This window comes from Pseudomonas sp. Pseusp97 (genome assembly GCF_047304025.1).
Lineage (GTDB): Bacteria > Pseudomonadota > Gammaproteobacteria > Pseudomonadales > Pseudomonadaceae > Pseudomonas.
Window position 1 is genome coordinate 1 of record NZ_JBGLYK010000084.1, and the last position, 22,512, is coordinate 22,512.

Sequence of the window (22,512 nt, forward strand, 5' to 3'; positions counted from 1 at the left end):
CGCCCGGCGCGGGGGGGGGTCGTTTCGCCGCCCCCCTCCCCCAACCCCCCCCCCGCGTGTTTTTCCCCCCCCCCCCCCCCCCCCCGCTCCTACGAAAAGCACGTCAACGGGCATCTGGTCGACGGCTCGTGGTATCAGTCTAGAGCCGGGCGTCTTCCAGCGTCCGGCTATGGGGAATGGCAGTGGCATCCCAGTGCCGGATGCCCCAGGCGAGCACCTCGCGCGGCGAGGATTGCTGCAGGTCGGCAGGCGGTTTCTGACCCAGTGCCTTCAGGGCGCGCACCAGCAGCGGGGCGGCCTGATCGGCATCCAGTGGCGGCGAGCGGTAGGACTTGCCCAGCTTGTGACCGTCGGGCTGGACGATCAGCGGTACGTGCAGGTAACGCGGCGCGGCGATGCCCAGCAGTTCCTGCAGGTAGAGCTGGCGCGGGGTGTTGTCCAGCAGGTCGGCGCCGCGAACGATATCGGTGACGCCCTGCCAGGCGTCGTCCAGCACCACCGCCAGTTGATAGGCGAACAGCCCGTCGCGGCGGCGGATGATGAAGTCGCCGACTTCGCGGCCCAGGTGCTGGCGGAACTCGCCTTGCAGTCGATCGGTGAAGCGGTAGTCCAGCTCCGGCACGCGGATGCGGATGGCCACGTCGCCGTGCCAGTCGTGCTGGGCGTCGCGGCAGGTGCCGGGGTAGATACCGTTGCTGCCTTCGAGCTGCTTGCGCGAACAGGTGCAGGCGTAGGCCAGCCCACTACGCAGCCACTGCTCGACCTGCGCGGCGTAGGCGGGGTGACGCTCGCTCTGGCGCTCCACCGCGCCGTCCCATTCGAAGCCGTAGCGTTCGAGGGTTTCCAGGATGGCTTGCTGCGCGCCGGGCATTTCCCGCGGCGGGTCGAGGTCTTCCATGCGCACCAGCCACTTTCCGCCCACCGCGCGCGCATCCAGGTAGGACGCAACGGCCGCCACCAGCGAACCGAAGTGCAGATAGCCGCTGGGCGTAGGGGCGAAGCGTCCGACGTAGGGGGAGGCGGGCATGGCGTCTCCTGGCTTTCTATTGAGTAGGGACGGGCGCAGAAACGAAACGGGGCGCCGCAGCGCCCCGTTCGGGTTCAACCAGGCTCAGGAGCCCAGCTGCTTTTCCTTGATTTCCGCCAGGGTCTTGCAGTCGATGCAAAGGGTGGCAGTGGGGCGGGCTTCCAGACGGCGGATGCCGATTTCGACGCCGCAGGAATCGCACCAGCCGTAGTCGTTGTCTTCGATCAGCTGCAGGGTCTCGTCGATCTTCTTGATCAGCTTGCGCTCGCGATCACGGGCGCGCAGCTCGAGGCTGAACTCTTCTTCCTGGCTGGCACGGTCGGCCGGGTCCGGGAAGTTCGCCGCTTCGTCCTGCATGTGGTGCACGGTGCGGTCCACTTCTTCCATCAGCTCAACTTTCCATTTGTTGAGGATGGAGGTGAAGTGCGCGCGCATGCGATCACTCATGTACTCCTCGCCCTTGGTTTCCTGGTAGGGCTCGAAGCCACGAATCAGTTGGCTGCTCTGTTGCTTTGCTTTGGTGGGCATGGATGACCGCCTCTCACTCTCGCTAATCCTCTCGCGGATGGTCCCTCTCCGGCACCGCCGGCCCCGCGCTCGCAGCGGGCGAACTTACCAGAACGATAACCGCGATGCTACTCCCGGTTATCGAGCCTGCCAGTACCCGCACATGACCTGATCGCCAGGTCGGCGACCCACCGGTCATCGCCAGTGGGTTTTTCTGCAAACCTGAGCAGAATCGTCGGCGTTCGCCAGACGAAGCCTGCAAGTTCCGGGAAGCTGCGCATTGCAGGTGCGGCTGCCCGGAATTCATCAGTGGCCTGTTAGAATCCCGGCTCTGTCGCAAAGTTCGGAATATTCCATGGCCACCACCTTCAGTGCGCGTAGCCGCGCCATCGAACCCTTCCACGTCATGGCGCTGCTGGCGCGGGCCAACGAGCTGCAGGCCGCGGGCCACGACGTCATCCACCTGGAGATCGGCGAACCGGACTTCACCACCGCCGCGCCCATCGTCGAGGCGGGGCAGAAGGCCCTGGCAAATGGTCACACGCGCTATACCGCCGCACGTGGCCTGCCGGCGCTGCGCGAAGCCATCGCCGGCTTCTACGCCCAGCGCTACGGCCTGTCGATCGACCCGCAACGCATTCTCGTCACGCCCGGCGGCTCCGGCGCCCTGCTGCTCGCCAGCAGCCTGCTGGTGGATCCGGGCAAGCATTGGCTGCTGGCCGATCCGGGCTACCCATGCAACCGCCACTTCCTGCGCCTGGTGGAAGGCGCCGCGCAACTGGTGCCGGTGGGCCCGGAGAGCCGTTACCAGCTCACCCCGGAACTCATCGAACGGCACTGGGATCAGGACAGTGTAGGCGCTCTGGCCGCATCGCCGGCGAATCCTACGGGCACGCTGTTGCACAAGGATGAACTGGCCGCGCTGTCGTCCACCCTCAAGGCCCGCGGCGGCCATCTGGTGGTGGACGAGATCTACCACGGCCTGACCTACGGTCTGGACGCGCCCAGCGTGCTGGAAGTGGATGACGATGCGTTCGTCCTCAACAGTTTCTCCAAATATTTCGGCATGACCGGCTGGCGCCTGGGCTGGCTGGTGGCGCCGCCGGACGCGGTGGGCGAGCTGGAGAAGCTGGCGCAGAACCTCTACATCAGCGCGCCGAGCATGGCCCAGCACGCAGCGCTGGCCTGCTTCGAGCCGGCGACCCTGGCGATCCTCGAAGAACGCCGCGAAGAGTTCCGCCGCCGCCGCGACTACCTGCTGCCGGCGCTGCGCGAGCTGGGCTTCGGCATTGCCGTGGAGCCGGAGGGTGCCTTTTATCTGTACGCGGATATCAGCGCCTTCGGCGGTGACGCCTTCGCCTTCTGCCAGCACTTCATCGAGACCGAGCACGTGGCCTTCACGCCGGGCATCGACTTCGGGCGTTACCAGGCCTCGCACCACGTGCGCTTTGCCTACACCCAGAGCGTCGAGCGTCTGCAGCAGGCGGTGGAGCGCATCGCCCGCGGCCTGAAGACCTGGCGCCCCTGATGCGTTTCGAGCCGGCGCTGGAAGAGGCGCGCCTGATCAAACGCTACAAGCGCTTCCTGGCGGACATCGAAACCGCCAGTGGCGAGCGGCTTACCATCCACTGCCCGAACACCGGTTCGATGCTCAACTGCATGAGCGAAGGCTGCCGGGTCTGGTTCAGCCGCTCCGACGACCCCAAGCGCAAGCTGCCGGGGACCTGGGAGCTGGTGGAGACACCACAGGGCCGGCTGGCCTGTGTGAACACCGGACGGGCCAACCGGCTGGTGGAAGAAGCATTGCTGGCCGGAACCGTGACCGAGCTGGCCGGCTTCGACGAACTGCGTCGCGAGGTCGCCTACGGCCAGGAGAACAGTCGCGCCGACTTCCGCCTGATGTACGCCGGCAAGCCGGTGTACGTGGAGGTGAAGAGTGTGACCCTGGGCTTCGACGACACCACAGTTGCCGCCTTCCCCGATGCTGTTACCCAGCGCGGCGCCAAGCATCTGCGCGAACTGGCAGCGCTGGCGCGCGAGGGCATGCGTGCAGTACTGGTGTATGCGGTGAACCTGTCGGACATCGAGGCGGTGCGCCCGGCGATGGAGATCGACCCCGCCTACAACTCAGCCTTGGCGGAGGCGCATACCGCCGGGGTGGAAGTGCTGGCGTATGGGGCAAGGATCGATACGCAGGAGATTTGCCTGGAACGGCCGCTGAAGGTCTTGCTGTAGCGCCGGAGGTCGGGCTGTTCGCGAGCGAGCTCGCTCCTACACGCACACGCCGGGGCTCTTCGTAGGAGCGAGCTTGCTCGCGAACCCGTCCGAAATCCCTGTCAGCCCGGAGCGTCGACCGGCACTTCCAGCCAGATGCCCCGTTCATCCTCGCGACAGGGCAGCGCCTCCAGCACTTCCCCCAGGCACGGTCCCTGGATGCACTCACCGGTCTCGATCAGGAACAGCGCACCATGGTGGCCGCACTGCAACAGGCGGCCACTGGCATCGAGGTATTGCTCGGCGTCGTAGCCCAGCGGGATCTGCCGGTGCGGGCAACTGTTGCGGTAGGCGTAGACGCGACCCTGGCGGCGCACGGCGAAGAGGTTCAGGCCAGCGGCCTTGAAGCCCCGGCTCTGGCCTTCGGCCAGGTCATGCGGGGCGCAGAGCAGGATCATGCGGTTTTTCCATTCGGGGACGGCATCACAGGGCGGACATTATCCGCGCGGTGACGTCGACACCGGAAGAGGGCGCACTTCCGTGTGCTGAAGTCGTGCCGTTCGCAGTGGAGCTGACGCCTTGCCTGCGAAAACGGCGCAGACCTTAAGCGCTGTCGACATTTAGTGCAAATAATTATCAAATAGATTTCGGGGTTTTCCTGTGGCAAGGTTCGCCCATGCCGCTGCGCCGCGGCCCTTCGAGCGAGGAAGACTGCGATGACCACCCTGACAGCACGCGCGCTGTTCGCTGGACTCTGCCTGACTGTCACCAACGCGCTGGCCGACTCTCTACCGCAACGTTGGGTGAGTGCCGGCGGATCGCTGAGCGAATGGGTCGTCGCCCTGGGTGGTGAAAGCAGGCTGGTGGGCGTCGACACCACCAGTCAGCACCCCGCATCGCTGCACGCGCTGCCGAAGATCGGCTACCAGCGGCAACTGACCGCCGAAGGCATCCTCGCCCTGAAGCCGGACATCCTGCTGGGCAGCGAGGAGATGGGCCCGCCGCCGGTACTGAAGCAACTGCGTGGCGCCGGCGTGCGGATCGAGACACTGTCGGCCAAGGCTGACGAGAAAACCGTGCACGACACCATTCAGCGTCTGGGCGAACTGCTCGGTGCTCCGGAGAAGGCCAGGCAGGCCGAGGCCGACTTCGACGCACGCCTCGCCGCCCAGGGCGCGTGGGTGCGGAATGCCCAGGCCGCACAAGCTGCGCCCGGCGTCGTTCTGCTGGTCGGGAATGCTGGCGGCAACCTGCTGGTGGCGGGGCAGGACACTTCCGGCGACTGGCTGATCCAGCATGCCGGTGGCCGTAACCTGGCGGCCCACAGCGGTTACAAGACCCTGTCGACCGAAGCCCTTGCCGCGCTGAACCCACAGGTGGTGGTGCTCAGTGATCGCGCCCTGGACGGCGACAAGGCCCGCGCCGCACTGACCCGGCAGAACCCGGGCCTCGCCTCGACCCGCGCGCTGCGCGATGGTCGCGTGCTGGTGCTCGACCCGACCCTGCTGGTGGGTGGACTGGGTCCGCGCATCCCGGATGGGCTGGCTAGCCTCTCGCGGGCCTTTTATCCTTCCGCGCAGGCCCTGAACACGGAAAGTCGTCCTTGACCCGGATCGTTACCGCTCGACCGCTGTTCCTGCTCCTTGGTTTCCTCCTGCTGCTGGTCGTCTGGCTTTCACTGGCTCTCGGGCCGGTGGGCCTGCCGCTGGGCGATACCCTGCGTGCGCTGGCGCGGCTGGGGGGATTGCCGGTGTCCGCCGATGGCCTCGGCCAGGCCGAACTGATCGTCGGGCAGATCCGCCTGCCGCGGACCTTGCTGGGTATCGCTACCGGCGGCGTGCTGGCGCTGGCTGGCGTGGCGATGCAGGGGCTGTTCCGCAACCCGCTGGCCGATCCCGGCCTGATCGGTGTTTCCAGCGGCGCCGCGCTGGGTGCGGCTATCGCCATTGTCTTCGGTGCGTCCATCGGTGGATTGCCCGAGGCCTTCGCTCCTTATCTGCTGTCCGCGTGCGCCTTTGCTGGCGGCCTGCTGGTGACGGCGCTGGTCTACCGGCTGGGGCGGCACAACGGCCAGACCAGCGTGGCGACCATGCTGCTCGCCGGCGTCGCACTGACCGCGCTGGCGGGCGCGCTGATCGGCCTCTTCACCTACCTCGCGGATGACGCCACGCTGCGCACCCTGACGTTCTGGAACCTCGGCAGCCTCAATGGCGCGAGCTACCCGCGGCTGTGGCCGCTGCTGCTGATCACCCTGCTGGTGGCCTGCTGGCTGCCGCGCCGGGTGAATGCCTTGAATGCCTTGCTGCTGGGCGAATCCGAAGCGCGCCACCTGGGCTTCGACGTCGAGCGGTTGAAAGTCGAGCTGATCCTCTGCACCGCGCTGGGCGTCGGCGCGGCCGTGGCGGCCGCCGGGATGATCGGCTTCATCGGCCTGGTGGTGCCGCATCTGCTCCGGCTGATCGTCGGGCCGGATCACCGGGTGCTGCTGCCGGCGTCGATGTTCGGCGGCGCGATCCTGCTCCTGCTCGCTGACCTGATCGCGCGGCTGGCGCTGGCGCCGGCGGAACTGCCCATCGGCATCGTCACCGCCTTGATCGGCGCGCCGTTCTTCCTTTACCTGCTGATCCGGGGGCGCTCCTGATGCTGTGCGCAGACAAGCTGCTGGTGAAGCGCGGCGCCCAGACCGTCCTGCAGGAGTTGAGCGTGACGCTGCAGCCGGGCGAAGTGCTCGGCGTTCTCGGCCCCAATGGCGCGGGCAAGAGCACGCTGCTCGGGGCCATGAACGGAGAGCTGCCGCTGGCGGGTGGATCGGTGAGCCTCGATGGTCGTCCGCTGGAATCCTGGCCGGGGACAGAGCGCGCCCGCCGGCTGGCGGTGCTGCCGCAATCGTCCTCGCTGCACTTCGCTTTCCCCGTCGAGGCAGTGGTCGGCTTTGGCCGGTTGCCCCACGACAGTGGCCGCCGGCGCGACGAGGAAATCGTCCGCGAAGCCATGGCCGCCTCCGATGCCACTCACCTGGCCGGGCGCAGCTACCTCGCACTGTCCGGCGGCGAGCGCCAGCGCGTTCATCTGGCCCGTGTGCTGGCGCAACTCTGGCCGGGAGGGGAGCAGCAGGTGCTGCTGCTGGATGAGCCGACCTCGGCCCTCGATCCGCTGCACCAGCACACCACCTTGCAGGCCGTACGCGATTTCGCCGGGCGCGGCGCGGCGGTGCTGGTGATCCTCCACGACCTGAACCTCGCGGCGCGCTACTGTGATCGCCTGTTGCTCCTGCACGAGGCGCACACGCACCTGCTCGGCACGCCGCACGAAGTGCTGCAGGCCGAGCCGCTGCGCACCGTCTTCGGCCTCGATGTGCTGGTGCAGGAGCACCCGGAACGCGGCCATCCGCTGATCATCGCGCGCTGAAAGGAGTCGCCAATGCACAAGGTCCTGTTCGTCCCGCTGCTGGCGCTGCTCGCTGCCTGCCAGGCTCAGGTGGCGGCCCCGCCGCTGCCGGTCTGGCAGAGCCCGGAAGGCCGCGACAGTGCCGAACTCGGCGTGATCCGCGACCTGCGCAGTGGCGAGCAGCTTTCGCCGGCACAACTGCTCGACCGCCTGGCTGCCGCGCCCCGGCTGATAGTCGGCGAGCAGCACGACAATCCCGATCACCATGCGCTCGAACTCTGGCTGGCGCGCGCGTTGGCCGAGCGCCGCACCAGCGGCAGCGTGTTGCTGGAAATGCTCAATCCCGATCAGCAGGGCGACGTGGCGGCTGTCCAGGCGTCCGCGGCAAAGGGCGATACGCCGAGCGACCTGATCGGTGCGCTGCGCTGGCAACCGGGCTGGGACTGGTCTCAATACGGCCCGCTGCTGACCTGGCTGGTGAAACAGCCGGCGCCGCTGTTGGCGGCCAACCTGGATCGCAGCGAGATCATGGCTATCTACCGCAGCAAGCCCGAGTTGCAGGGCGTGGCGTCCACGGCGGCGCCGGTGCGCGATGCCTTGCTGCAGGACATCCGCGACTCCCACTGCGGCCTGCTGCCGGAGACTCAGCTACCGGCGATGCTGGCGGTGCAGCAGCAGCGCGACCGGCGCCTGGCCGAGCGCTTGAAGGCGGCGCCAGAACCCTCCCTGCTGATCGCCGGAGGCTTCCATGCGCGCCGCGACCTCGGTGTGCCTCTGCATCTGCAGGACCTGGACGCCGCTCAAGGGCTGAAGGTAGTGATGCTGGCGGAGGTGGGCAGGATGGTGGAGCCGTCTCAGGCGGACTTTGTCTGGTACACACCGGCGCAGCCACCAACGGATTACTGCGCGCAGATGCGCGGCAAGCAGTGAAGGGGCCGAAAGGCCCTTTTTCGTTAGCATTTGAAGGAAGCCCGCCCTGGAAAGCGCAGGCAAAAAAAGACCCGGCAAAGTGCCGGGTCCAAACCGTGATTAGCCTGATGAGGAGATAATCTGAAGAGTCCGACTGCGTGGTCTCTCGAGCTTATCCAACTGGCCTCGCAGCCAGTTGTTGTAATAATAACCATTATCATTTGGGAGTCAATACCTTTTCTCCGATCGATCCGAAGTTTTTCCGGTGGACGTGACAGCGCTGCGCGAAGGAAAAAATCGAGGCAAAAAAAAGACCCGGCAAAGTGCCGGGTCGAAACCGTGATTAGCCTGATGAGGAGATAATCTGAAGAGTCCGACTGCGTGGTCTCTTGAGGTTATCGATCTGGCCTCGCGACCAGATGACTCAATAATAATCATTATCATTTGAGAGTCAACTTCTTTTCTTCGGATTTTTTCTGAATCGCGAAACCTCTCCTGCGCAAACGAAAAAGCCCGGCGCTGGGCCGGGCTTTCTCAGGAGTGCGGGTCAGTCCGCCTGGCGTTGCAGGCGCAACTGGGTGACTTCCTTGTTCAGCAGGTCGATGCGCCGCGCCATGCCTTCGATGAGGCTATGGGCAATGCGCGGGTTGCTCTGCATCAGGCTGAGGAACTGGTCCTTCGGGATCACCATCACCGTGCACGGCTCGCTGGCGATCACCGAAGCGCTGCGCTTCTCGCGGGTGAACACGGCCATGGCGCCGAAGATTTCGTCCTTCTGCACGTCGCCGACCTTCTGCCCGTCGACGAAGGCTTCGGCGTGGCCCTCGATGATGATGAACACGTGCTCGGCGTCGTCACCCTGCTGGATCAACTGGGCGCCGGCGGCGAAGTGCTGGAAGCCGGTGGCCGGGCGAATCTCCGGTTGCTTGAGATGGGCCAGGGCATCGGACAGCAGGGCGGTGTGGCCGATCAGGTAGTGCAGGAACTGTTCCTGGCGCTGTTCGTGGTTATGGATATGGCGGAACACTTCGCTGCGCGAATAGGGGATCAGGCACAGCGGCTCTTCGCTGACGTAGCGGCACGGCGGCAGCTCGATGCCCTGGCGCAGGCCGACGAGGTCGCCTTCCTGCAGGTAGAACAGTGGACGCTCATCCACCAGCGCATGGACCAGGCCGTTCTCGATGAGGAACAGGTGCTTGCCGGGCAGTTCGCCTTCCAGGTCGTCGGAGCGCTCCAGGCGGATCGCCTCGCCAGCGGGTTCCAGGCCGGCGAGCAACTGCGCCGGAATGCCCTGCAGCCGATTGATCAGTCGATCGGCGTAGGCGGGTTGTTCACCGAGTAGGTACATGGCCGTAATTCCTTGATATGGCGTCGGTCGAGGGCGCACGAAGGGCCCTGAGACCTTAAGCGGACAGGCACCTTGCGTAAACATTTTCCCACAGAGCTTGTGAGCTAGCTCTTGTTGCGGGCGGGAAAAGTCTCAAGCTCGCCAAGAAGAGCAGCCTTGTGCGCCGGCGGCAGGTCATTCCAGTGCACGTCCAGCAGGGCGCCTTCGATGGCGTACAACAGTACTTTCGACGCGCGGAAGCCGCGCGCGCGCACGGCCCGGTAAGCGCCGACCGCCCCCAGGCGACGCAGGTCGCTGGCGCTGTGGATACCCACGGCGTGCAGCCATTGGGCGGAGGTCTTGCCGAGGTTCTTCAGGTGCAGCAGTTCGTCGTTCATCGTCGGTCCTTGCGATGGGCACGATGGGTGTCAGGTCTGGAAGGGGCCGAGAACTGCTCGTAGCGGCCGGACACTCAGGAGAAGTGTAGCGGTGACTGGGGAAAACGTGGCTTTGTGACATCGCCGAGAATGCGGGGCACGGCGTTGTCGCGGTCGATGGCTGCTCCTGCGGCTTGGCCAGCGGCCGGAAATCGCCGCGCGGTGCGACTCCGGCCGACAGGCATGATCAGAGGCCGGGCAGGCGCTGGCGGATGCTGGCGACCAGGGCGTCGAGACTCGCGGCGTCGGGAGTGTCCACGCGCTTGCTGTGTTGCTGTTCCTCGGCGCTGAGCTCTTCGCGACTGGCCAGTTGCGCCTGGATGACTTCCAGGGTGGCGTCGGACGGGTCGCTGCCTTCGCTCTGGCGCTGGGCCAGCCAGCCTGCGATCACTGCTTCGGGCGCCTGGCAGTCGAGGATCAGGAAGGGGACGCCGGTTTCCTCGGCGATTTCCCAAGCGGCAGCGCGCTGCTCGCGCTTGAGGAAGGTGGCGTCCAGAACGACGGGGTAACCGGCGCGCAGGATGTCCACCGCCAGTTCATTCAGCCGCTGGTAGGTCGCGCTGGTGGCGTTGGCGTCGTAAATGCCGCCCTTGAGCTGGCCTTGCTGCTCGGCCTTCTGCTCGCCGAACTGGCGCTTGCGCTCCACATCCGAGCGCAGGCGGATGGCGCCCAGCGCCTCCACCAGGCGCAAAGCGACCTGGCTCTTGCCCACCGCCGAAACGCCCAGGGTCACGGCCAGGAAGCGCGACGGAATGGCGCTGTAGCTTTCCGCGAGGTTGGCGTAGTTGCGGTACTGGCGCAGGGTCGCGGCTTTCTGCACGGCGTCGGCCTGGTGCGCCAGGCTGAACAGCGCGATCTTGGCGCGTACCAGCGCGCGGTAGGCCTTGTAGAAGTTCAGCAGGGCGAGGGACTGGTAGTCGCCGGTGTATTCCAGATACTGGCTGACGAAGCGCCGCGACAGGCACTTCAGGCCGCGGTCTTCCAGGTCCATCGCGAGGAAGGCGTAGTCGGCGGTGACGTCGGTGAAGCGGAACGGCTCGTTGAACTCGATGCAGTCGAACAGCACGACCTTGCCGTCGATGATGGCGGCGTTACCCAGGTGGATGTCGCCGTGGCACTCGCGGATGAAACCGTTCGCCTTGCGCTGCTCGAACACACCATGCAGGCGCTCGTAGCTGGACTCGGCCCAGGCTTCCAGGGCGTCGAGCTGCAGCAGGTCGGCCTTGTCCGAGAGCATCGGGCGGATCTGCTCGAAGTTCTGCCGCACCGGCGCCATGCAGGCTTCCGGGGTGCCCAGCGGGTGCTCGGTGGGGACGACCGGGGTGCGCAGGTGGAAGTCGGCGATCTGCCTGGCCAGGCCGTCGACGTGCTCGGCGCCGAGCTCGCCACGGGCTTGCACTTCGCTGAGCAGTTGGCTCTGCGGGAATTCGCGGCACTGGATCATGTACTCGATGGCCGGGCCTTCACCGCCCAGTTGCGGCGCGGACTCGCTGCCGGTGATGGCGATCACGTCGAGGTACAGGCCATCGGTCAGGCGCTGGTTGAGGCGCAGTTCTTCCTCGCAGAAGTGCTTGCGCTGGGCGAGGTCGGTGAAGTCGAGGAAGCCGAAGTTCACCGGCTTCTTGATCTTGTAGACGTAGGAGCCAGTGAGCAGCACCCAGGAAATATGGGTTTCGATGACCCGGAAGCCTTCGACCGGATGGGGGAAGAGGGCGGGGTTCTGCAGGGCTGCGAGTAAGGTCTGGCTCACGTGATGTCCTTTCCGGTCGATTTTCTGAAGGCAGGCATTATGGCGGCTGGGTCGGCCGGTGCAAACTCTGCGGCCGACCGGCAACCAAATGGCCATGTCGGGGTCATAGCTCGGCCACTGCCCGGTTCGCGAGATGCGCGGCAGTTCGCACCAAGCCCGGACGCCCGCTGGAGCGGCGTCTGTCTCCTGTGGATAAAGTACGTATAATGCGCCGCCATGACGCGTCCCCGATCTTCCAAATCCCGTAAAAAAAGCGGCAAATCGTCGCCTGCCATGCGCAAGTGGCTGGGCTGGGCACTCAAGCTCGGCCTGGTTGGCGTGGTGGTGCTGGCCGGTTTTGCCGTGTACCTCGATGCGATTGTCCAGGAGAAATTCTCCGGCAAGCGCTGGACCATTCCCGCCAAGGTCTACGCCCGGCCGCTGGAGCTGTTCGTCGGCCTGAAACTGGGCAAGGACGACTTTCTGCGCGAGCTGGACGCCCTGGGCTATCGCCGCGAAGCCACGGTAGCCGGGCCCGGCGCCGTGTCGGTGGCCGGCAATGCGGTCGACCTCAATACCCGCGGCTTCCAGTTCTATGAAGGCGCCGAACCTGCGCAGCGCATTCGCGTGCGCTTCTCGGGCAATTATGTTGCCGGCCTGAGCCGCGCCAACGGTGGGGACCTGGCTGTCGCCCGCATGGAACCGCTGCTGATCGGCGGCCTGTACCCGGCGCACAACGAAGACCGCATCCTGATCAAGCTCGACCAGGTGCCGCCTTACCTGATCGATACCCTGGTCGCCGTGGAAGACCGCGACTTCTGGACCCACCACGGCGTTTCGATCAAGTCCATCGCCCGTGCCGTGTGGGTCAACGCCAGCGCCGGGCAACTGCGCCAGGGCGGCAGTACGCTGACCCAGCAGTTGGTGAAGAACTTCTTCCTGACCAACGAACGCAGCCTGTCGCGCAAGCTCACCGAAGCCATGATGGCGGTGCTGCTGGAGCTGCATTACGACAAGCGCGAAATCCTCGAGGGCTACCTCAACGAAGTGTTCCTCGGCCAGGACGGCCAGCGCTCGGTGAACGGCTTCGGCCTCGCCAGCCAGTATTTCTTCAGTCAGCCGCTGTCGGAGCTGAAGCTGCCGCAGGTGGCTTTGCTGGTCGGCATGGTGAAGGGGCCTTCCTACTACAACCCGCGGCGCAACCCGGAGCGCGCGCTGGAACGCCGCAACGTGGTCCTCGACGTGCTCGCCGAGCAGGGCGTGATCACCGCCGACGAGGCCGCTGCCGCCAAGCAGACGCCGCTGGGTGTGACTCGCCAGGGCAGCATGGCCAACAGTTCCTATCCGGCCTTCCTGGACCTGGTGAAACGCCAGCTGCGCGAGGATTACCGCGATGAGGACCTGACCGAGGAAGGCCTGCGCATCTTCACCAGCTTCGACCCCATCCTGCAGATGAAGGCCGAGTCCGCCGTCAGCGAAACCTTCAAGCGCCTCGAAGGCCGCAAGGGCGTCGCCGAAACCGAGACCGCGATGGTCGTGACCAATCCGGAAACCGGTGAGATCCAGGCGCTGCTCGGCAGCCGCGACCCGCGCTTCGCCGGCTTCAACCGCGCCGTCGATGCGGTGCGGCCGATCGGCTCGCTGGTCAAGCCGGCGGTCTACCTGACCGCCCTTGAAAGGCCGAGCCAGTACACCCTGACCAGTTACATCCAGGACCAGCCGTTCCAGGTGAAGGGCAAGGATGGTCAGGTCTGGACGCCGAAGAACTATGAAGGCACCGCCAACGGCACCATCTTCCTCTACCAGGGGTTGGCCCGTTCGCTGAACCTGTCCACCGCGAGGCTGGGCCTCGACCTTGGAGTGCCGAACGTCCTGAAGACGCTGGAGCGCCTGGGCGTGTCGCCGAACTGGCCGGCCTATCCATCGATGCTGCTGGGCGCCGGTGCGCTGAGCCCGATGCAGGTGGCGACCATGTACCAGACCATCGCCAGCGGTGGTTTCAATACGCCGCTGCGCAGTATCCGCAGCGTGCTTGCAGCCGACGGGCAGCCGCTCAAGCGTTATCCGTTCCAGGTCCAGCAGCGCTTCGATCCGGGCGCCATCTACCTGCTGCAGAGCGCCATGCAGCGCGTGATGCGCGAAGGTACCGGGCGCTCGGTCTACAACCAGCTGCCGGCGTCCCTGACCCTGGCGGGCAAGACCGGTACCACCAACGATTCGCGCGACAGCTGGTTCTCCGGTTTCGGCCAGGACCTGCTGGCGGTGGTATGGATCGGTCGCGACGACAACGGCAAGACGCCGCTGACCGGCGCTACCGGCGCGCTGCAGATCTGGACCAGTTTCATGCGCAAGGCCGACCCCGCGCCGCTGGACATGCCGATGCCGGACAATGTCGTGCAGGCCTGGGTCGATCCGCATACCGGGCAGGGCACTGACGCCAACTGCCCGGGCGCGGTGCAGATGCCTTATATTCGTGGAAGCGAGCCTGCGCCTGGCGCGGGTTGCGGAAACCAGACGCCGGCCGGCGAAGTCATGGACTGGGTGCGCGGCTGGCTGAACTGATGCAAGAGGATTGGAAGTGAGAAAAGCTTGGTTTGCAGCGTCGGCGACTCTGGCGCTTCTGTCCGGTTGTGCGTCCCCGCAGCACGGTGCGATTCCCGTGCAGGACTCCGGTACCTCGGTCTCCAACTCGGAGCGTGTCGGCCGCAGTGGTGGCAACGCCCAGGCGCCGGTACGTGCCGGCGCCGGCCAGAGCATCCCGCAGGGTGATTCCGGCGTGACCGTGATGGTCCCGCAGGATGCCGGCATGGCGCCGATCCAGACGTTCCCCGCACAGACCGGCGCGGCGCCGATCAGTACCTCGCCGATGACCACGGCGCCGGGTGCCACCGGCTCGCCCTATTCTTCGCAGCAGCCGATTTCCACCAGCGGCGGCATTACCTCCAACGGTGGATTCCAGTCGCAGACCTACCAGCAGCCGGCCTACCAGACCCAGCCGGCCGCACCGTCGAGCCAGGGCAGTTCCTACCAGGGACCGTCCGGGATTCCGTCGAGCAACTCCGGCCTGGCGGCGGACGAGCAATTGGATGGTCCGGTGCTGGCGCTGCTGACCTCCGCGTCGCAGCAGCAGGGCGGTGGTGATCTGAACGGCGCTGCTGCCAGCCTGGAGCGTGCCCAGCGCATCGCTCCGCGCGAGCCGCAGGTACTGTACAAGCTGGCCCAGGTTCGACTGGCCCAGGGCGATGCCGCACAAGCCGAACAGGTGGCGCTGCGCGGTCTGTCGCTGGCCAATGGTCGTCCGACCATGCAGGCCAGCCTGTGGGACCTGATCGCCAAGTGCCGTGACCAGCAGGGCAACGCTGCCGGCGCCGCCGAGGCGCGCCAGAAAGCCAAGGTGACCCTCTGATGGACGGGCGCGTGCTCGCCATCGCCGATCAGTTGCTGCTGATCGAGCGGGAGCTGCGTGCGATCGGAAAGTGGGGAAGCGAAAGCCCGTCGACGGACAGGCTTTCCAGCGTCGAGCCCTTCTGCGTGGACACGCTGGCGCTGGAGGAGTGGCTGCAGTGGATCTTCCTGCCGCGGATGAAGCTGATCATCGAGAGCGACGCAGACCTGCCCACTGCTTCGGGCATTCGCGCTATCGCCGAAATGGCCTACGCCAACGAAGGCGCGCACGTTGCAGCGCTGCTGGATGCGCTCGGCGCCTTCGATCAGCTGATCAGTCCGACGCCCTGAACGGGCGTCAGTTGCAGTTCTCGCGGATGCTCTTCTCGCTGGCCGCGATGCGCCCCTGGCGCTCTTCTTCGGTGATCCGGCGCAGATCGCCGTTGCCGTCGTCCACGCGGACGCGCGGGTTGTTCTTCAGCTGAGCCACGTCGTTACGCAGCTTGTCGCATTGCTTGAGGCGCTCGGCTTCCTGCTGCGCCACTTCCTGGCGGACCTTCTCGTCGGCGGCCTTCTGCTTTTCATCCTCGCTGGGCGGGAGCGTCGGCCTGGTGGCGGCGGGCGGCGGGAAATTGCTGCTGGCCTTTGGCGGGGCGGAGTTGGTGTTCACCGTGGCGGCATCGGCGCCTTCTGGCGGTTGTGCGCCGAAATGGGTGATGCCCTGGGCGTCGACCCATTTGTAGACCTGCGCGGCCATCACGGTCGGGGCCAGTGCGAGCAGCAGGCTGCCCATGAAAATCGTCCGTCGCATGCGTTGTCGGTCCTTGGGGTGCGGAGTCTGCCGGTAACTATAACCAAAACGTGCGCTTATTCACTCTGAGAAAGTTCACATCCCGGCGTCATTCAAAGCCATATATGGCTTGACTTGCCCGCCTCGTTTCAGAAGAATCCAAGGTTCGCTGCAGTGGGCCGGCCGCAAGCTGGTTTTACTCGGCAGACAAGAGGTGCTACCCGCGCCGCAAAGTTTCACCCTGTTTCGCGTTACCTCGCGCTGGGTGGAGGCTCTCCGTAACACAAACAGGAGTGTCTCCAGGTTCTGCTCTATCGGCAGTCGACGTAGCCGGCGATTACATTCGCCCATGTCTGCCGGGCAGCCATCCAAGTCGGTCCCCCACGTTGGGGGTTTCCGTATATAGCGTTCTAGAGGTGACAACGTGGAACTTTTATCCGGCGCTGAAATGGTCGTCCGCTCCCTGCGTGACGAAGGCGTTAAGTACATCTACGGGTACCCGGGCGGTGCCCTCCTGCATATCTACGACGCTCTCTTCAAAGAGAACGAAGTCACCCACATCCTGGTTCGCCACGAGCAGGCTGCCACCCACATGGCCGACGGCTATGCGCGCGCCACCGGCAAGCCGGGCGTGGTGCTGGTGACCTCCGGTCCCGGCGCGACCAACGCCGTCACCGGCATCGCTACCGCCTACATGGACTCCATCCCGATGGTGGTGATCTCCGGCCAGGTCGCGAGCAACATGGTCGGCACCGACGCGTTCCAGGAAACCGACATGGTCGGTATCTCGCGTCCGATCGTGAAGCACAGCTTCATCATCAAGCACCCGTCGGAGATCCCCGAGGTCATCAAGAAGGCCTTCTATATCGCCCAGTCCGGCCGTCCCGGCCCGGTGGTGATCGATATTCCGAAGGACATGGGCGATCCGACCCAGAAGTTCGAATACAACTACCCGAAGAAGGTCAAGCTGCGCTCCTACAGCCCGGCGGTCCGTGGCCACTCCGGCCAGATCCGCAAGGCTGCCGAGATGATGCTCGCCGCCAAGCGCCCGATCATCTACGCCGGTGGCGGCGTGATCATGGGCAATGCCGCCGAGCCGCTGACCGAAGTGGCGCGCATGCTCAATGTGCCGGTCACCAATACCCTGATGGGGCTGGGTGGCTATCCGGGTACCGATCGCCAGTTCGTCGGCATGCTCGGCATGCACGGCAGCTACACCGCGAACCTCGCCATGCACCACGCTGACGTGATCTTCGCCGTCGGCGCGCGCTTCGACGACCGCGTGATCAATGGCGAGACGGCGGCCAAGTTCTGCCCGAACGCCAAGATCATCCATGTCGACATCGACCCGGCCTCGATCTCCAAGACCGTGAAGGCCGACATTCCGATCGTCGGCCCGGTGGACAGCGTCCTGACCGAAATGGTCGCGATCCTCAAGGAAATCGGCGAAACCCCGAACAAGGAAGCCCAGGCTGCCTGGTGGAAGCAGATCGAGGAATGGCGCGGCACCCGCGGCCTGTTCCCGTACAACATGGGCGACGGCAGCATCATCAAGCCGCAGACCGTGATCGAGACCCTCTGCGAAGTCACCCACGGCGATGCCTATGTCGCTTCCGACGTGGGCCAGCACCAGATGTTCGCGGCGCAGTACTACCGCTTCAACAAGCCCAACCGCTGGATCAACTCCGGCGGCCTGGGCACCATGGGCTTCGGCTTCCCCGCTGCGATGGGCGTGAAGCTGAACTTCCCCGAAGCCGACGTCGCCTGCGTGACCGGTGAAGGCAGCATCCAGATGAACATCCAGGAACTGTCCACCTGCCTGCAGTACGACCTGCCGGTGAAGATCGTCAACCTGAACAACGGTGCGCTGGGCATGGTCCGCCAATGGCAGGACATGCAGTACAACAGCCGTTACTCGCACTCCTACATGGAATCGCTGCCGGACTTCGTCAAGCTGGCTGAGGCGTACGGCCACGTCGGCATGCGCATCACCGACCTGAAGGACCTGAAACCGATGATGGAAGAAGCCTTCGCGATGAAGAATCGCCTGGTCTTCCTCGATATCCAGGTCGATACCAGCGAGCACGTCTACCCGATGCAGATCCGCGGTGGTGCGATGCGCGACATGTGGCTGAGCAAGACGGAGCGTACCTGATCATGCGACACATCATTTCCCTGCTGCTGGAAAACGAACCCGGCGCGCTCTCCCGCGTGGTCGGCCTGTTCTCCCAGCGCAACTACAACATCGAAAGCCTGACCGTCGCCCCGACCGAGGATCCGACGCTGTCGCGCCTGACCCTGACCACCGCCGGTCAGGATGAGGTCATCGAGCAGATCACCAAGAACCTCAACAAGCTCATCGAGGTGGTAAAACTGGTGAATCTCTCGGAGAGCGCGCACATCGAGCGCGAGCTGATGCTGGTGAAAGTGAAGGCCACCGGCGCCCAGCGCGCCGAGGTCAAGCGCACCACCGACATCTTCCGCGGGCAGATCGTCGACGTCACCAGCAGCGTCTACACCGTGCAGCTGGCCGGTACCAGCGACAAGCTGGACAGCTTCATCCAGGCCATCGGCACCGCGTCGATCCTCGAAGTTGTCCGCAGCGGCGTCACCGGCATTGCCCGTGGCGACAAGACTCTCAGCATCTGATTTGAAATACGGCCCACGAGGCCAACTGACAGGGGATTACCCAAATGCGCGTTTTCTACGATAAAGACTGTGACCTCTCCATCGTTCAGGGCAAGAAAGTTGCCATCATCGGTTACGGATCCCAAGGCCACGCCCACGCCTGCAACCTGAAAGACTCCGGCGTCGACGTCACCGTCGGCCTGCGTGCGGGTTCTTCCTCGGTTGCCAAGGCCCAGAACCACGGTCTGAAAGTCGCCGAAGTGGCCGAAGCCGTTGCCGCTGCCGACCTGGTCATGATCCTGACCCCGGACGAATTCCAGGGCCGCCTGTACAAGGACGAGATCGAGCCGAACCTGAAGAAGGGCGCGACCCTGGCCTTCGCCCACGGCTTCTCCATCCACTACAACCAGGTCGTACCGCGCGCTGACCTCGACGTGATCATGATCGCGCCGAAGGCCCCGGGCCACACCGTTCGCTCCGAGTTCGTCAAGGGCGGCGGCATCCCTGACCTGATCGCCATCTACCAGGACGCTTCGGGCAATGCCAAGAACGTCGCCCTGTCCTACGCCTGCGGCGTTGGCGGCGGCCGTACCGGCATCATCGAAACCACCTTCAAGGACGAGACCGAAACCGACCTGTTCGGCGAGCAGGCCGTTCTGTGCGGTGGTTGCGTCGAGCTGGTGAAAGCCGGTTTCGAAACCCTGGTCGAAGCCGGTTACGCTCCGGAAATGGCCTACTTCGAGTGCCTGCACGAACTGAAGCTGATCGTTGACCTCATGTACGAAGGCGGCATCGCCAACATGAACTACTCGATCTCCAACAACGCCGAATACGGCGAATACGTGACCGGCCCGGAAGTCATCAACGCCGAATCCCGTCAGGCCATGCGCAACGCTCTGAAGCGCATCCAGGACGGCGAATACGCCAAGATGTTCATCTCCGAAGGCGCCACCAACTACCCGTCGATGACCGCCAAGCGCCGCAACAACGCCGCTCACGGCATCGAAGTCATCGGCGAGCAACTGCGCGCCATGATGCCGTGGATCGCTGCCAACAAGATCGTCGACAAGACCAAGAACTAAGGTCCTTTCGACAAACGAGGAAACGCGGCGCCTGCCGCGTTTTTTCGTTTAGGGGCGGTGATCTGGTATAAAGCGGGGGCGTCGGGTGAGTCTGCGCAGTAGCGTGCCCCGACGAATCTCAGCCTCAACGAGTTCTCAAGGAATCGTCCATGAGTGAAGGTCACGAGGAGCCCAACAAGGCTTCCGACACCGAAGAAAGTCTGCTGCCCATCGATGAGCACATCGAAGAGGGTCATGACGCCGAAGGTCGCAAGGTTCGTCATCGCGGCATCTACCTGCTGCCCAACCTGTTCACCACCGCGGCGCTGTTCACCGGCCTCTACGCCATCATCAATGCCATGAACGGCGATTTCTCCAACGCCGCCATCGCCATCTTCGTCGCCATGGTCCTCGACGGCCTCGACGGTCGCGTGGCTCGCCTGACCAACACCCAGAGTGCCTTCGGCGCCGAGTACGACTCGCTGTCCGACATGGTTGCCTTCGGTGTCGCTCCGGCGCTGGTCGCTTTCGAGTGGGCGCTGAGCAGCCTGGGCAAGGTCGGCTGGATGGTCGCCTTCATCTATGTGGCCGGTGCCGCGCTGCGCCTGGCCCGCTTCAATACCCAGGTGGGCAAGGCCGACAAGCGCTACTTCATCGGTCTGGCCAGCCCGGCTGCGGCCGCACTGGTGGCCGGTACGGTGTGGGCGTTCGCCGACTTCGACGTGCAGGGCGCCAAGGTTTCCTTGCTGGTTGCCCTGATGGTCGCTGCCGCCGGCATGCTGATGGTCAGCAACATCAAGTACTACAGCTTCAAGGATCTCGACCTGCGCGGCCGCGTGCCGTTCATGGCGATCCTGGTGGTGGTGCTGGCATTCGCCGTGGTCTTCACCGACCCGCCGCGCATCCTGCTCCTGCTGTTCCTTGCATACGCCACCTCCGGCCCGGTGCAATACTTGTTGCAATTGCGCCGTCGCAAGCAGCCGCCTGCCGTGTAATTTCCAGCGGGCTCCGCAGTCTACTGGCGCATACAGCCAGTCGTTGCGGAGCCCGTCATGCTGATCAAGTCGTCCCGCCTTTCCGATTGCCACGAATCGGAAGTCACGCCCGAATCCCTTTATCTCTCCCGTCGCCGTTTTCTCGGTGGTGCGATGGCGGCTGCCGCGTTGTCCGGATTGCCGCGGTTGAGCTTTGCCGAAGGTGGTCGCTATGCCGACGTGGCTGAGGCGGCTGCTCCTTCGTGGCTGACGGAGAAGTTATCCGCAACCCGCTGGGATGCCGTGACGGTAAAAGGCGAAGCCATTACGCCCTTCAAAGATGCGACCACCTACAACAACTTCTATGAGTTCGGCCCGGATAAGGGGGATCCCGCTGCCAATGCGGGTGCCCTGAAAACCGAGCCATGGTCTGTGGTGATCGACGGGGAAGTGGGCAAGCCAGGCAAGTACGCGCTCGAAGACTTCATCAAGCCCTACCAGTTGGAAGAGCGCATCTACCGTTTACGCTGTGTCGAAGCCTGGTCGATGGTCATCCCGTGGATCGGCTTTCCGATCTCCGAGCTGATCAAGCGGGTGGAGCCGACCAGCAAGGCCAAGTACGTGCGCTTCGAAACCCTGGTGGATCGCAAGGACATGCCGGGAGTGCAGTCCAACTTCGCCCTGATCGACTGGCCTTATGTGGAAGGGTTGCGCATGGACGAGGCAATGCATCCGTTGGCGATATTGGCTGTCGGCATGTATGGCCGGGTACTGGCGAACCAGAACGGCGCGCCGCTTCGTCTGGTTGTGCCGTGGAAGTACGGCTTCAAGGGCGCCAAGTCCATCGTGCGAATCAGTTTTGTCGAAGAACAGCCGAAGACCACCTGGCAGAGTCTGGCCTCGGATGAATATGGCTTCTATGCCAACGTCAATCCGACGGTGGACCACCCTCGCTGGACTCAGGCGCGCGAGCGTCGCCTGCCCAGTGGACTATTCAGTCCCAATGTTCGTCCTACCCTCATGTTCAACGGCTACGCCGATGAAGTCGCTTCGCTCTATGCGGGCATGGATCTGAGGAAGGATTACTGATGCGCTATCCGTTCTGGCGGGCAGGGGTATTCCTGGCTGCGCTGCTGCCGCCGCTCTGCTGGCTGTACCAGGCCTGGATCTTCGATCTCGGTCCGGACCCGGGCAAGGCATTGGTCGACCGGTTGGGGCAGGGCGGTCTGGTCCTGCTACTCATTACCCTGTCCATGACTCCCCTGCAGAAGATCACGCGATGGGGAGGCTGGGTGCAGGTCCGTCGCCAGCTGGGTTTATGGTGCTTCACCTATATAGTGCTGCACCTGAGTGCCTATGCCGTCTTCATCCTGGGGCTGGATTGGGCGCAGCTGGGTGTCGAACTGCGCAAGCGTCCATACATCATCGTCGGTTTCCTTGCCTTCCTCGGCTTGCTCTCCCTGGCGATCACCTCCAACCGCTACAGCATGCGCAAGCTGGGGACCAACTGGAAGAAACTGCATCGCCTGATATATGTCATCCTCGGTCTGGGATTGCTGCATATGCTGTGGGTCGTGCGGTCCGATCTGGAGCGCTGGGCGATCTATGCAGCCATAGGCTTGGTCCTGATGCTGCTGCGGGTGCCGCCGGTGGCCCGACATCTGCCTAAGCTGCGTGGCCGTCTGGCAGCTAATTGAAGAAAGTTTAAATTAGTCGTTGACGGCCGATTTAAACTCCCTATAATGCGCACCACTCCCAGCGACGAAGCGCTGAAAGAACTTGAAAATCAAGTACTTACAGAGGTTCTAGTTGAGGGTGGTGGTCGGGCAGGTGATTCACTTGCCGCTCTCATTCGCTGCTCCGGTAGCGAGCTGAAAAGAAGATCGCCGAGGTGGTTGACAGCGAGTTTGATCGCTGTAGAATGCGCCTCCCGCTGATGAGAAGGTTTCCTTCGCTGAAGCACAAGCGATTGAGTAGAAAAGAAATTTTCGAAAATAAAGCTTGACGGAAAGAGAGGTTAGCGTAGAATGCGCGCCTCGGTTGAGACGAAAGCCTCAGCCAAACGCTCTTTAACAAGTTGAATCAAGCAATTCGTGTGGGTGCTTGTGATGTAAGACTGATGATCGACTGATTATCAG

The 22,512-nt window shown here is 64.3% G+C and carries 22 protein-coding genes; 15 read left to right on the top strand and 7 right to left on the bottom strand.

The genetic code is table 11. From position 1 onward, the window contains the following. Positions 1 to 139: 139 nt before the first annotated feature. The gene (gluQRS, locus tag ACCC94_RS15465; RefSeq protein WP_413350374.1) at positions 140 to 1,027 is read right to left on the bottom strand and encodes a tRNA glutamyl-Q(34) synthetase GluQRS; all 888 of its coding nucleotides are present in this window, start codon (positions 1,025 to 1,027) and stop codon (positions 140 to 142) included. A gap of 84 nt (positions 1,028 to 1,111) precedes the next feature. Beyond that, positions 1,112 to 1,555 carry an RNA polymerase-binding protein DksA gene (gene dksA / locus ACCC94_RS15470; protein ID WP_015478905.1) on the bottom strand — a complete coding sequence of 148 codons (444 nt, stop codon included), beginning with the start codon at positions 1,553 to 1,555 and terminating at the stop codon, positions 1,112 to 1,114. Positions 1,556 to 1,889: 334 nt separating this feature from the next. Here dksA and ACCC94_RS15475 point away from each other — a divergent pair, with 334 nt between their 5' ends. Beyond that, on the top strand, positions 1,890 to 3,062 hold the full coding sequence (locus ACCC94_RS15475) for a pyridoxal phosphate-dependent aminotransferase (RefSeq protein ID WP_413350375.1): 1,173 nt from the start codon (positions 1,890 to 1,892) through the stop codon (positions 3,060 to 3,062). Then, on the top strand, positions 3,062 to 3,769 hold the full coding sequence (gene sfsA / locus ACCC94_RS15480) for a DNA/RNA nuclease SfsA (RefSeq protein WP_413350376.1): 708 nt from the start codon (positions 3,062 to 3,064) through the stop codon (positions 3,767 to 3,769). The genes ACCC94_RS15475 and sfsA overlap by 1 nt, the downstream gene beginning before the upstream one ends. 101 nt (positions 3,770 to 3,870) lie before the next feature. Here sfsA and ACCC94_RS15485 read toward each other — a convergent pair whose 3' ends face one another. Beyond that, complete coding sequence (locus ACCC94_RS15485; protein ID WP_413350377.1) at positions 3,871 to 4,206, bottom strand: Rieske (2Fe-2S) protein; 336 nt, start codon at positions 4,204 to 4,206, stop codon at positions 3,871 to 3,873. Between the two features lie 258 nt (positions 4,207 to 4,464). Between ACCC94_RS15485 and ACCC94_RS15490 the strand changes: the two genes are divergently transcribed. Genes ACCC94_RS15490 through ACCC94_RS15505 form a run of 4 tightly spaced genes read left to right on the top strand, consistent with a single transcriptional unit; the run spans position 4,465 to position 8,065 of the window. Next, complete coding sequence (locus tag ACCC94_RS15490) at positions 4,465 to 5,355, top strand: heme/hemin ABC transporter substrate-binding protein (RefSeq protein WP_413350378.1); 891 nt, start codon at positions 4,465 to 4,467, stop codon at positions 5,353 to 5,355. A gap of 50 nt (positions 5,356 to 5,405) precedes the next feature. Beyond that, the gene (locus ACCC94_RS15495) at positions 5,406 to 6,389 is read left to right on the top strand and encodes a FecCD family ABC transporter permease (RefSeq protein ID WP_413350392.1); all 984 of its coding nucleotides are present in this window, start codon (positions 5,406 to 5,408) and stop codon (positions 6,387 to 6,389) included. Beyond that, on the top strand, positions 6,389 to 7,156 hold the full coding sequence (locus tag ACCC94_RS15500; protein WP_413350379.1) for a heme ABC transporter ATP-binding protein: 768 nt from the start codon (positions 6,389 to 6,391) through the stop codon (positions 7,154 to 7,156). The genes ACCC94_RS15495 and ACCC94_RS15500 overlap by 1 nt, the downstream gene beginning before the upstream one ends. Positions 7,157 to 7,168: 12 nt before the next feature. Then, a complete protein-coding gene (locus ACCC94_RS15505) occupies positions 7,169 to 8,065 on the top strand; it encodes a ChaN family lipoprotein (protein WP_413350380.1) in 897 nt (298 codons plus the stop codon). Positions 8,066 to 8,591: 526 nt separating this feature from the next. Here ACCC94_RS15505 and ACCC94_RS15510 read toward each other — a convergent pair. The 3 genes from ACCC94_RS15510 to ACCC94_RS15520 form a co-directional block, all read right to left on the bottom strand. After that, positions 8,592 to 9,392 carry a cyclic nucleotide-binding domain-containing protein gene (locus tag ACCC94_RS15510; protein ID WP_413350382.1) on the bottom strand — a complete coding sequence of 267 codons (801 nt, stop codon included), beginning with the start codon at positions 9,390 to 9,392 and terminating at the stop codon, positions 8,592 to 8,594. Between the two features lie 104 nt (positions 9,393 to 9,496). After that, on the bottom strand, positions 9,497 to 9,769 hold the full coding sequence (locus ACCC94_RS15515) for a TfoX/Sxy family protein (RefSeq protein ID WP_045216847.1): 273 nt from the start codon (positions 9,767 to 9,769) through the stop codon (positions 9,497 to 9,499). 226 nt (positions 9,770 to 9,995) lie between these two features. Continuing rightward, on the bottom strand, positions 9,996 to 11,558 hold the full coding sequence (locus ACCC94_RS15520) for an AAA family ATPase (protein WP_413350383.1): 1,563 nt from the start codon (positions 11,556 to 11,558) through the stop codon (positions 9,996 to 9,998). A 216-nt stretch (positions 11,559 to 11,774) separates the two neighbouring features. Between ACCC94_RS15520 and mrcB the strand changes: the two genes are divergently transcribed. From mrcB to ACCC94_RS15535, 3 genes are read left to right on the top strand one after another with little or no spacing between them, the layout of a single operon-like run. Further along, a complete protein-coding gene (gene mrcB, locus ACCC94_RS15525; RefSeq protein WP_413350384.1) occupies positions 11,775 to 14,099 on the top strand; it encodes a penicillin-binding protein 1B in 2,325 nt (774 codons plus the stop codon). A gap of 16 nt (positions 14,100 to 14,115) precedes the next feature. Next, positions 14,116 to 14,943 carry a tetratricopeptide repeat protein gene (locus tag ACCC94_RS15530; protein WP_413350385.1) on the top strand — a complete coding sequence of 276 codons (828 nt, stop codon included), beginning with the start codon at positions 14,116 to 14,118 and terminating at the stop codon, positions 14,941 to 14,943. Then, complete coding sequence (locus ACCC94_RS15535; RefSeq protein WP_413350386.1) at positions 14,943 to 15,272, top strand: YqcC family protein; 330 nt, start codon at positions 14,943 to 14,945, stop codon at positions 15,270 to 15,272. The genes ACCC94_RS15530 and ACCC94_RS15535 overlap by 1 nt, the downstream gene beginning before the upstream one ends. A 7-nt stretch (positions 15,273 to 15,279) precedes the next feature. Here ACCC94_RS15535 and ACCC94_RS15540 read toward each other — a convergent pair whose 3' ends face one another. Then, complete coding sequence (locus ACCC94_RS15540; RefSeq protein WP_413350387.1) at positions 15,280 to 15,732, bottom strand: DUF4124 domain-containing protein; 453 nt, start codon at positions 15,730 to 15,732, stop codon at positions 15,280 to 15,282. Positions 15,733 to 16,135: 403 nt separating this feature from the next. Here ACCC94_RS15540 and ACCC94_RS15545 point away from each other — a divergent pair, with 403 nt between their 5' ends. The 6 genes from ACCC94_RS15545 to msrQ all read left to right on the top strand — a co-directional run bounded on the left by ACCC94_RS15545 (position 16,136) and on the right by msrQ (position 22,071). Next, positions 16,136 to 17,866 carry an acetolactate synthase 3 large subunit gene (locus tag ACCC94_RS15545; protein WP_413350389.1) on the top strand — a complete coding sequence of 577 codons (1,731 nt, stop codon included), beginning with the start codon at positions 16,136 to 16,138 and terminating at the stop codon, positions 17,864 to 17,866. 2 nt (positions 17,867 to 17,868) lie between these two features. After that, positions 17,869 to 18,360, top strand: coding sequence for an acetolactate synthase small subunit (ilvN, locus tag ACCC94_RS15550; RefSeq protein WP_017516326.1), 492 nt, complete (start codon positions 17,869 to 17,871; stop codon positions 18,358 to 18,360). 44 nt (positions 18,361 to 18,404) lie between these two features. Next, on the top strand, positions 18,405 to 19,421 hold the full coding sequence (ilvC, locus tag ACCC94_RS15555) for a ketol-acid reductoisomerase (protein ID WP_017516327.1): 1,017 nt from the start codon (positions 18,405 to 18,407) through the stop codon (positions 19,419 to 19,421). 149 nt (positions 19,422 to 19,570) lie between these two features. Next, positions 19,571 to 20,395 (top strand): CDP-diacylglycerol--serine O-phosphatidyltransferase, encoded by an 825-nt coding sequence (pssA, locus tag ACCC94_RS15560; protein ID WP_017516328.1) that lies wholly within the window; start codon positions 19,571 to 19,573, stop codon positions 20,393 to 20,395. A 57-nt stretch (positions 20,396 to 20,452) separates the two neighbouring features. Beyond that, positions 20,453 to 21,463: a protein-methionine-sulfoxide reductase catalytic subunit MsrP gene (msrP, locus tag ACCC94_RS15565; RefSeq protein ID WP_413350390.1), complete on the top strand. Its 1,011-nt coding sequence runs from the start codon at positions 20,453 to 20,455 to the stop codon at positions 21,461 to 21,463. Continuing rightward, positions 21,463 to 22,071: a protein-methionine-sulfoxide reductase heme-binding subunit MsrQ gene (gene msrQ, locus ACCC94_RS15570; RefSeq protein WP_413350391.1), complete on the top strand. Its 609-nt coding sequence runs from the start codon at positions 21,463 to 21,465 to the stop codon at positions 22,069 to 22,071. The genes msrP and msrQ overlap by 1 nt, the downstream gene beginning before the upstream one ends. Positions 22,072 to 22,512: the final 441 nt, after the last annotated feature.

What these genes read in the sequence shown, in the direction of transcription:
- ACCC94_RS15490 (WP_413350378.1), top strand. Translation starts at nt 4,465, where the DNA reads ATGACCACCCTGACAGCACGCGCGCTGTTCGCTGGACTCTGCCTGACT.
- ilvN (WP_017516326.1), top strand. Translation starts at nt 17,869, where the DNA reads ATGCGACACATCATTTCCCTGCTGCTGGAAAACGAACCCGGCGCGCTC.
- mrcB (WP_413350384.1), top strand. Translation starts at nt 11,775, where the DNA reads ATGACGCGTCCCCGATCTTCCAAATCCCGTAAAAAAAGCGGCAAATCG.
- ACCC94_RS15485 (WP_413350377.1), bottom strand. Translation starts at nt 4,206, where the DNA reads ATGATCCTGCTCTGCGCCCCGCATGACCTGGCCGAAGGCCAGAGCCGG.
- ilvC (WP_017516327.1), top strand. Translation starts at nt 18,405, where the DNA reads ATGCGCGTTTTCTACGATAAAGACTGTGACCTCTCCATCGTTCAGGGC.
- gluQRS (WP_413350374.1), bottom strand. Translation starts at nt 1,027, where the DNA reads ATGCCCGCCTCCCCCTACGTCGGACGCTTCGCCCCTACGCCCAGCGGC.
- ACCC94_RS15505 (WP_413350380.1), top strand. Translation starts at nt 7,169, where the DNA reads ATGCACAAGGTCCTGTTCGTCCCGCTGCTGGCGCTGCTCGCTGCCTGC.
- msrP (WP_413350390.1), top strand. Translation starts at nt 20,453, where the DNA reads ATGCTGATCAAGTCGTCCCGCCTTTCCGATTGCCACGAATCGGAAGTC.
- ACCC94_RS15500 (WP_413350379.1), top strand. Translation starts at nt 6,389, where the DNA reads ATGCTGTGCGCAGACAAGCTGCTGGTGAAGCGCGGCGCCCAGACCGTC.
- dksA (WP_015478905.1), bottom strand. Translation starts at nt 1,555, where the DNA reads ATGCCCACCAAAGCAAAGCAACAGAGCAGCCAACTGATTCGTGGCTTC.
- sfsA (WP_413350376.1), top strand. Translation starts at nt 3,062, where the DNA reads ATGCGTTTCGAGCCGGCGCTGGAAGAGGCGCGCCTGATCAAACGCTAC.
- pssA (WP_017516328.1), top strand. Translation starts at nt 19,571, where the DNA reads ATGAGTGAAGGTCACGAGGAGCCCAACAAGGCTTCCGACACCGAAGAA.
- ACCC94_RS15515 (WP_045216847.1), bottom strand. Translation starts at nt 9,769, where the DNA reads ATGAACGACGAACTGCTGCACCTGAAGAACCTCGGCAAGACCTCCGCC.
- ACCC94_RS15475 (WP_413350375.1), top strand. Translation starts at nt 1,890, where the DNA reads ATGGCCACCACCTTCAGTGCGCGTAGCCGCGCCATCGAACCCTTCCAC.
- ACCC94_RS15510 (WP_413350382.1), bottom strand. Translation starts at nt 9,392, where the DNA reads ATGTACCTACTCGGTGAACAACCCGCCTACGCCGATCGACTGATCAAT.
- msrQ (WP_413350391.1), top strand. Translation starts at nt 21,463, where the DNA reads ATGCGCTATCCGTTCTGGCGGGCAGGGGTATTCCTGGCTGCGCTGCTG.
- ACCC94_RS15540 (WP_413350387.1), bottom strand. Translation starts at nt 15,732, where the DNA reads ATGCGACGGACGATTTTCATGGGCAGCCTGCTGCTCGCACTGGCCCCG.
- ACCC94_RS15535 (WP_413350386.1), top strand. Translation starts at nt 14,943, where the DNA reads ATGGACGGGCGCGTGCTCGCCATCGCCGATCAGTTGCTGCTGATCGAG.